Source organism: Micromonospora sp. SL1-18 (assembly GCF_047921505.1).
In the GTDB taxonomy this organism is placed as follows: Bacteria; Actinomycetota; Actinomycetes; order Mycobacteriales; family Micromonosporaceae; genus Micromonospora.
In genome coordinates, this window is the sequence record NZ_JBLROA010000004.1 from 156,170 (window position 1) to 164,443 (window position 8,274).

Sequence of the window (8,274 nt, forward strand, 5' to 3'; positions counted from 1 at the left end):
CATCATGCTCCCAAGACTCGCGTCCATTCGAGCGGCTGCTCGGTGACGGCACCGCGGCTGCGCGCCACTCGGCAGCGGGCAGGCACCGGAGACGACGAGTGACTCATGCCGCTCAACGCATCCGGCGCTGGTTTCATAGTCGAAGATATGAGCATGCGGATCCTCATGGCCGGCGTGTCCGGCTTCCTCGGCACCCGACTGGTCGACCGGCTGGCCGCGGACGGGCACCAGATCACCCGCCTGGTCCGCCGCCCGCCACGCAAGCCGGACGAGCGGCAGTGGAACCCGTCGGCCGCACAGCTCGACCCGGCGGTGGTCGCGGATTCCGACGCGGTGGTGAACCTGGCCGGCGCCGGGGTGGGCGACAGGCGCTGGAACGCCGAGTACAAGCAGCTGATCCGGTCCAGCCGGGTGGACACCACCACGACGCTGGCGATCACCATCGCCGGGCTGTCCGCCGAGGACCGGCCCGCGGCGATGCTCAACGCCTCGGCGGTCGGCTGGTACGGCAACACCGGCGACCGGGTGGTCGAGGAGGATTCCCCCGCCGGCGAGGGTTTCCTGGCCGACGTCTGCCGGGTCTGGGAGGCCGCGACCCGGCCGGCCGAGGATGCCGGCGTACGGGTGGTGCGGCTGCGTACCGGGCTGCCGCTGCACCGCGACGGCGGCATGCTCAAGCCGCAGCTGCTTCCGTTCCGGCTGGGCATCGCGGGGCGGCTGGGCAGCGGCCGGCAGTGGCTGCCCTGGATCTCGATGCGCGACTGGCTGGACGCGGTGGCCCTCCTGCTGGCCCGCGACGACCTCGCCGGCCCGGTCAACGTGGTCGGCCCGAACCCGGTCACCAACGCCGAGTTCACCAGGGAGTTGGCCCGCCAGCTGCACCGGCCGGCGATCATCCCGATCCCCGCGCCGGCCCTGAAGATCGCCCTCGGCGGCTTCGCCCACGAGGCCCTGACCAGCACCCGGGTCCTCCCCGGCGTGCTCGGAAACGCCGGCTTCACCTGGGCCCACCCACACCTCCCGTCGGCCCTGCACGCCGCCCTCACCGACTGATCCGGCGAGGGCGGCGAGAGGTCGGCGCGGTCAGCAGCCGATGACCCAGTAGTTGGGGCCCGTCTGCCTGAGGTCGGTGGTGTAGTAGGTGTTGTAGAGGCCCATCTTCTGGTTGCTGCCCATCGCGTACGCGTAGCCGAGGGACTGGTACGCCCGGCCGGCGGCCACGTGCGCGTAGTTGCTGGCGGTGACGCAGACCGGCGGGGCCGTCGGGGAGGGCGACGGGGACGCGGTCGCCGTCGGGGTCGGGCTGGGCGGGGAGCCGCCGCCGTCCAGGCCGAAGAAGAGCGCGTCCCGGTACGTCGAGCAGATGGTGTCCAGGAAGTACGCGGTCGCGGTCCCGCACTGGTCGATGGCCGAGCCCGGGTGGACCGGCGTGCCGTGCCCCATCCCGGAGACCCGGTAGACCCGGACCTGGTCGCTGCCGTACACCTCGAGGCTGGTGCCGGCGGGCAGCGAGGCGGTGCTGGTCGGGGTCTGCGAGACGCCGAGCACGTTGGTCCACTGGTCCCGGGACTCGGTGGCGTTGGCCACCGCCACCGTGTAGTCGCCGGTCCCGTGCCAGATCGCCACCCGAGGTCGGGGACCGGCGTACCCGGAGTAGGCACCCCGGACCAGATCGCCCCACTGGGCCGGGGTCTTGTCCACGCCCGGGTTCATGCAGGAGTACGCGGTGGTGGTGCTGGTGGCGCAGCGGTACGGGATGCCGGCGATGACCGAGCCGGCGGCGAAGACGTCCGGGTAGGTGGCGAGCATGACCGCGCTCATCGCGCCGCCGGCGGAGAGCCCGCTGACGTAGATCCGGCTCGCGTCCAGCCCGTAGCTGGTCTTCGCGTGGTCGACCATCTGCTTGATCGACAGTGCCTCGCCCTGGCCGCGTGCGGTGTCCCCGGTCTCGAACCAGTTGAAGCAGGTGCTGGAGTTGTTGGCCGAGGACTGCTGCGGCACGATCAGCGCGAACTTCCACAGGTCGGCGTACTTCCGCCAGCCCGAGTTGGCGAAGTAGCCGGAGGCGTCCTGGGTGCAGCCGTGCAGCAACACCACGGCCGGCGCGTTGGCCGGCAGGCCGTCCGGGCGGTACGCGTACATGGCGAGGCTGCCCGGGTTGGAGCCGAAGCCGGTGACCTGGGTGAGCGTGGCGGCCTGGGCGGGCAGGGCGACGGTGAGCACCGTGGCCGCGGCGAGAACGACCCCGACCGCCGCCCCGGCGAGACGGGTGAGGATGGATGAGGAGCGGCGCACGGCGGCCTCCTGACGACGAATTGTGAACTCGGTCACCCGGAATGTGCCGCGACGTTACGTCCGTGTTTCGTCACCCGACATGGCGGCGGCTCACATATTTACGAACGCCGAAGTGTGTCGCTGGCCGGACGGGACGAAGGTTTCGGGTCTGACCGGCCTGTCCCGGTCCGGTTGGTAACGTCCGCTGCGTGCCGACCTCCCCGTCCCAGGCCACCGACCCGTCGCCCGCGCCGGTTCCCCGCAACTGGCGCGCCGACCTGGTCGTGGTGCTCGCCGCGGCGGCGCTGGCCGCCTGGGTGACCAGCGGCATGTGGTGGAGCCCGAACACCCGGGCGATCACGGTCAACTCCAGCGACCAGGCGCTCTTCGAGTGGCTGCTGGCCTTCGGCGGGCACGCGGTCACCCACGGGGAGAACCCGTTCTTCACCTACCTGCTCAACGTCCCCGACGGAGTGAACCTCGCGGTCAACACCTCGATCACCGTGTACGCGGTGGTCTTCGCGCCACTGACGTACCTGATCGGGCCGCCGGCGACGTTCCTGGTGATCCTCACCCTCAACCTCGTCGCCACCGCGGTGGCCTGGTACTGGCTGCTCAGCCGGTACCTGGTACGCAGCAGGCTGGCCGCCGGGGTGGGGGCGTTGTTCATCGGCTACTGCCCGGCGATGGTCTCGCACGCCAACGCCCACCTGAACTGGACCGCCGGCTGGCTGGTGCCGCTGCTGATCTGGGGCGTGTTCCGGCTGCGCCGCCCCGGCCGGGCGGTGCGCGGCGGGATCGTGCTCGGCCTGCTGGTGGCGGTCGCCTTCTCGATCGCCGCCGAGGGGCTCTTCTTCACCGCCCTGGCGGTCGCCCTCTTCCTGGTGCTGTGGGCGATGCACCCGAGCCGCCGGGCCGAGGTCCGCGCCGCGCTGCCCAGCTACCTGGGCGGGCTGGGGGTGACCGCTCTGGTGGCCGGGGTGCTGCTGGCGTACCCGCTGTGGCTGCACTTCGCCGGGCCGCAGCGCTTCCACGGCACCGGCTTCGACCCGCTCATCCACTCCGAGGACATCGCCGCGTACGGGTCGTACCCACGCCGGTCCCTCGCGGGCTGGGCCGGGTACGGCACCCGGCTGGCACCCAACCCGACCGAGGAGAACTCGTTCTTCGGCATCCCCCTGCTGCTGCTCACCGTGGGCTGTTTCGGGCTGCTCTGGTGGCGCGCCGAACGGGCGTTCCGGGCCACCCTCGCCGCGCTCGGCGTGACCGCGGTGGTCTTCGCGGTGCTCTCATGGGGGCCACGGGCCAAGTGGAACGGCCGGCGGACCGGCCAGATCCTCCCGTTCGGGGTGCTGGACAACCTGCCGGTGATCAACGCGGCGCTGCCCTCCCGGCTGGCGCTGGTCGTCGCACCGGTGATCGGACTGCTGCTGGCGTACACCGTCGAGCAGCTCCGCGCCCGGCCGCCCCGGCACCGCGCCACGTCGGCGGCCTGGGCGCTCGGCTTCACCGCCGCGCTGCTGCCGCTGCTGCCCACCCCGCTGCTGACCAGCGTGCGGGAACCGATCCCGCGGTTCATCACCAGCGGCCACTGGCAGCAGTACGTCTCCCCCGGCGGGGTGCTCACCCCGCTGCCGCTGACCGTCGACGTCACGCCGGACGGGCAGCGCTGGCAGGCGTACGCCCTGACCCACGGGCAGGGCGAGTTCCCGATCCCGGCCGGGTTCTTCCTCGGCCCCGGCGGGAAGGGGGGCCGGGGCCGGATCGGGCCGGTGCCGCGGACCTTCGACTCGCTGATGGACCAGGCCGGGCGGACCGGGCTGCCGCCGATCATCACCGAGGGCAGCATCCGGGAGTCCCTGGCGGACCTGCACTACTGGCGGGTCGAAATTGTGATCCTGGCCGACCGGGTGCACGGCGCCAAGTACGACATCCACGAGGATGCGGTGCACCGCACCGCCACCGCCCTGCTCGGCGACCCGCAGCGGGTGGACGACGTCTGGCTCTGGAAGGTCCCGCCGCCCTGACGCGACGAGGCTCACGGCGCGCACCGGGAGGTCACGGGATTAGGCTGGACGGGTGAGTGTGACGACTTCCGGGCTGACCGCCGTTCGTGCCGGTGTGCTCGACTACCAGGCCGCTTGGGACGAGCAGCGCCGGCTGCACGAGGCCGTGGTGGCCAGCGAGCAGGGCGATACCGTGCTGCTGCTGGAGCACCCCAGCGTCTACACCGCCGGCAAGCGGACCGAGCCGTGGGACCGCCCGATGGACGGCACCCCGGTGATCGACGTGGACCGCGGCGGCAAGATCACCTGGCACGGGCCGGGGCAGCTCGTCGGCTACCCGATCGTCAGGCTGCCCGACCCGGTCGACGTGGTCGCCTACGTCCGGCGCACCGAGCAGCTGCTGATCGACGTCTGCGCCGAGTTCGGGCTGGCCGCCGGGCGGGTCGAGGGGCGCAGCGGTGTCTGGGTGCCGGAGGACGATCGCGGTCCGGCCCGCAAGGTGGCCGCCATCGGCATCCGGGTGGCCCGGGGTGTCACCCTGCACGGCTTCTCGATCAACTGTGACTGCGACCTGACGTACTTCGACCGGATCGTGCCGTGCGGCATCCGGGACGCCGGCACCACCTCGTTCACCGCCGAGCTGGGCCGCCCGGTCACCGTCGCCGACGTGCTCCCGGTGGTCGAGCGCCACCTGCCGACCATCGTCCGGGTCGAGGCCTGACCGGGTGCGGATCGATCTCGTCACCCTCGTCGTCGCCGAGTACGACCCGGCGATCAGGTTCTTCACCGAGGTGCTCGGCTTCGAACTGGTGGAGGACAAGCCGTCCCTGACCAACGACGGCCGGCCGAAGCGCTGGGTGGTGGTCCGGCCGCCCGGCGGCGGGACCGGGCTGCTGCTGGCCCGCGCCGACGGGGAGCGGCAGGAGGCCGTGGTGGGCGACCAGACCGCCGGCCGGGTCGGCTTCTTCCTCCAGGTCGACGACTTCGACGCCACCTACCAGCGAATGGTCGAGGCGAAGGTCGAGTTCGTGAAGCCGCCGCGCACCGAGCCGTACGGCCGGGTCGCCGTCTTCCGCGACCTCGCCGGCAACCCCTGGGACCTGCTCGGCCCGGCCTGACCGGGCCGAGCAGGCGGCGCCCCGCAGGTTCCTCACGGCGTGAGGCGGTGCAGGTCGCGGGGGAAGGCGGTCACCTCCCGGACGTTGGCCGCGCCGGTGAGCCGGGCGACGAAGCGTTCCAGCCCGATGGCGAAGCCCCCGTGCGGCGGCATGCCGTGCCGGAAGGCGTCGACGTAGCCCGCGTACGGCTCGACCGGCTCGCCGCGTGCGGCCAGGGCGGCCAGGTAGTCCTCGTACCGGTGCAGCCGCTGCCCGCCGGTGACCAGTTCCATGCCGCGGAACAGCAGGTCGAAGCCGTTGGAGTACGCCGGCCGGGCCGGGTCCGGGTGGGTGTAGAAGGGCCGCTTGGCCATCGGGTACCCGGTGACGAAGAGGAAGTCGCTGCCGTGCTCGGCGCGAACCCACTCGCCCAGCGCCCGCTCGTGCGCGGGCGCGAGGTCGGGCTCGTCGGCGGGTGCCCCGGCGATCGCCAGCGCCTCGGTGAAGTGGACGGCCGGGATCTCGGCGGGCACCTCGGGCGCCGCGACGTCGAGCGTGGCGAGCGCACCGGCGGCCCGGTCGCGGACCGCGTCGAGCATCCCGGCGAGGACGTCACGCAGCACCCGCATCACGTCCCGGTGGTCGGCGACGAAGCCCAGCTCGACGTCGAGCGAGGTGTACTGGGCCAGGTGGCGGACTGTGTCGTGCGGCTCGGCCCGGAACACCGGCCCCACCTCGTACACCCGCTCGAAGACCCCGACCATGAGCTGCTTGTAGAACTGCGGCGACTGAGCCAGGTACGCGGGCCGGCCGAACCAGTCCAGCGCGAACACGTTCGCCCCACTCTCCGTGGACGAGGCGACCACCTTCGGGGTGTGGATCTCCACGAAGCCACCGGCGTCCAGGGCGGCCCGGAAGCCGGCCACCGCCGCCGCCGAGATCCGCAACGCGGCCGAGCGGGTCGGGTGACGCAGCGCGGCCGGGGCGTGGTCCAGCTGGGTGGGCAGGGTGGCGGTGAGCGCCGGCCGGTAGAGGTCGAACGGCGGCGGCACGGCGGGCGGGCCGAGCGGGCGTACCGTCGGGCCGGCCAGCTCGACCCCGGCGGGGGCCGTGTCGTTCGCGACCACCCTGGCCGTGACCTCGACGACGGTCTCCTCGGTGAGCTTCTCCACGGCGGCGCGCACGGCCGGGTCGGTGACCACCACCTGGGCCAGGCCGGCAGCGTCCCGCAAGATCAGAAAGGCCACCGACTTGAGCAGCCGGCGGCGGTGCACCCAACCGGCGATCCGGACGGTCTCGCCGAGGTGGGAGTGGAGCTGGGAGGACAGGATGCGTTGCATGGCGGTTACCTCCTCGATCAATCGCAACGCGATCCCCGGGAGGTGTGGGCGAGCGGGATCCTCGCGGTGCCACCACACCTTCGCCCCCGCCGCGGCGGGGGCCTCGTTCGTCGCCCGTGACGGGGGCCAGCCGGCGGGGTCTACTGGACGCGTTGTCAACAGGCGCTGTTCTTCCCGCAGCTCGGGAGGGTCTTCACGCGCCGGCGCCAGACCGCCTTCCAGCAACCGGCGGCTCTCTGCGCTGGCGGGTCGGCGCGCTACTCGGCTCCGTCGCAGCTTTGCCGGGCAGAGTAACACCCGGTTCCGGGCCGTGTGACACCACTTTTCCGCCGTTGGGTGTTCAGCGTCACGGCGTATACGGCGTGACGGCGGTCGCCCGCCGTTCATCGACCACCGCCGTCCGGCGTAGGCTCGGATTCGTGACGATCGAGCACTCCACGCCGACGACCCCGCAGGCCGGCCGCAGCGCGACCGCGGCACCCGAGGGGCGGCGGCTGCTGCGGATCGAGGCGCGCAACGCCGAGACGCCGATCGAGCGCAAGCCGCCGTGGATCAAGGTCAAGGCCAAGATGGGGCCGGAGTACACCCAGCTGCGCGGGCTGGTCTCGCGCGAGGGGCTGCACACCGTCTGCCAGGAGGCCGGCTGCCCCAACATCTACGAGTGCTGGGAGGACCGGGAAGCCACCTTCCTCATCGGTGGCGACCAGTGCACCCGGCGCTGCGACTTCTGCCAGATCGACACCGGCAAGCCGGCCGAGTTCGACGCCGACGAGCCACGCCGGGTCGCCGAGTCGGTGGCCGCGATGGGCCTGCGCTACGCCACCATCACCGGGGTCGCCCGGGACGACCTGCCCGACGGCGGCGCCTGGCTCTACGCCGAGACGGTCCGGCAGATCCACGCCCTCCAGTCCGGCTGCGGCGTCGAGCTGCTGATCCCCGACTTCAACGCGGTGCCGGAGCAGCTCGCCGAGGTGTTCGGCGCCCGTCCCGAGGTGCTGGCGCACAACGTGGAGACCGTGCCGCGGATCTTCAAGCGGATCCGGCCGGCGTTCCGCTACGAGCGCTCCCTCGACGTGATCCGCCAGGCCCGCGCCGCCGGCCTGGTCACCAAGAGCAACCTGATCCTCGGCATGGGCGAGGAGCGGGCCGAGGTCTCCCAGGCGCTGCGCGACCTGCACGAGGCCGGCTGCGAGCTGATCACCATCACGCAGTACCTGCGTCCCTCCCCCCGGCACCACCCGGTCACCCGCTGGGTCAAGCCGGAGGAGTTCGTCGAGCTGCGCGAGGAGGCCGAGGAGATCGGCTTCGCCGGCGTGATGAGCGGCCCGTTGGTCCGCTCGTCGTACCGGGCCGGGCGGCTCTACCGGCAGGCCCTGGAGGCCCGGGGCGTCCCCGCCACCGCCTGATTGTCACCCGGGAGACCGGAAGCACTCATCCCCACTTCCCGGCGCGCCACCGGCCACACGGTGCCCGGTAGCGGCACGCCGGGCCGGGCCGGGCCGCCGGGCCGGGCCGCCGGGCCGGGACGCCGGACCGGGACGCCGGACCGGGACGCCG

The 8,274-nt window shown here is 72.7% G+C and carries 7 protein-coding genes; 5 read left to right on the forward strand and 2 right to left on the reverse strand.

The window, feature by feature from the left end; translation table 11 throughout:
* The first annotated feature begins 153 nt into the window (after positions 1-153).
* A complete protein-coding gene (locus ACNAW0_RS03235; protein ID WP_416286176.1) occupies positions 154-1,053 on the forward strand; it encodes a TIGR01777 family oxidoreductase in 900 nt (299 codons plus the stop codon).
* A gap of 30 nt (positions 1,054-1,083) precedes the next feature.
* On the opposite strand, the gene ACNAW0_RS03240 is transcribed toward ACNAW0_RS03235, so the two are convergent.
* The gene (locus ACNAW0_RS03240) at positions 1,084-2,295 is read right to left on the reverse strand and encodes a PHB depolymerase family esterase (RefSeq protein ID WP_416286156.1); all 1,212 of its coding nucleotides are present in this window, start codon (positions 2,293-2,295) and stop codon (positions 1,084-1,086) included.
* 188 nt (positions 2,296-2,483) lie between these two features.
* Here ACNAW0_RS03240 and ACNAW0_RS03245 point away from each other — a divergent pair, with 188 nt between their 5' ends.
* From ACNAW0_RS03245 to ACNAW0_RS03255, 3 genes are read left to right on the forward strand one after another with little or no spacing between them, the layout of a single operon-like run.
* Positions 2,484-4,301: a DUF2079 domain-containing protein gene (locus ACNAW0_RS03245; RefSeq protein ID WP_416286157.1), complete on the forward strand. Its 1,818-nt coding sequence runs from the start codon at positions 2,484-2,486 to the stop codon at positions 4,299-4,301.
* Positions 4,302-4,353: 52 nt separating this feature from the next.
* Entirely contained in the window at positions 4,354-5,001 is a 648-nt protein-coding gene (lipB, locus tag ACNAW0_RS03250) for a lipoyl(octanoyl) transferase LipB (protein ID WP_416286159.1), read from the forward strand.
* Between the two features lie 4 nt (positions 5,002-5,005).
* Positions 5,006-5,398 (forward strand): VOC family protein, encoded by a 393-nt coding sequence (locus tag ACNAW0_RS03255; protein ID WP_416286160.1) that lies wholly within the window; start codon positions 5,006-5,008, stop codon positions 5,396-5,398.
* Between the two features lie 32 nt (positions 5,399-5,430).
* Here the strand turns inward: ACNAW0_RS03255 and aspS are convergent, their stop codons facing one another.
* Entirely contained in the window at positions 5,431-6,717 is a 1,287-nt protein-coding gene (gene aspS / locus ACNAW0_RS03260) for an aspartate--tRNA(Asn) ligase (protein ID WP_416286161.1), read from the reverse strand.
* A gap of 362 nt (positions 6,718-7,079) precedes the next feature.
* Between aspS and lipA the strand changes: the two genes are divergently transcribed.
* Positions 7,080-8,123, forward strand: coding sequence for a lipoyl synthase (gene lipA / locus ACNAW0_RS03265; RefSeq protein ID WP_416286177.1), 1,044 nt, complete (start codon positions 7,080-7,082; stop codon positions 8,121-8,123).
* The last annotated feature ends 151 nt before the right edge of the window (positions 8,124-8,274 follow it).

Excerpts from the sequence above, each read along its gene's own strand:
- ACNAW0_RS03235 (WP_416286176.1), top strand. The coding sequence starts at position 154 with ATGCGGATCCTCATGGCCGGCGTGTCCGGCTTCCTCGGCACCCGACTG.
- aspS (WP_416286161.1), bottom strand. The coding sequence starts at position 6,717 with ATGCAACGCATCCTGTCCTCCCAGCTCCACTCCCACCTCGGCGAGACC.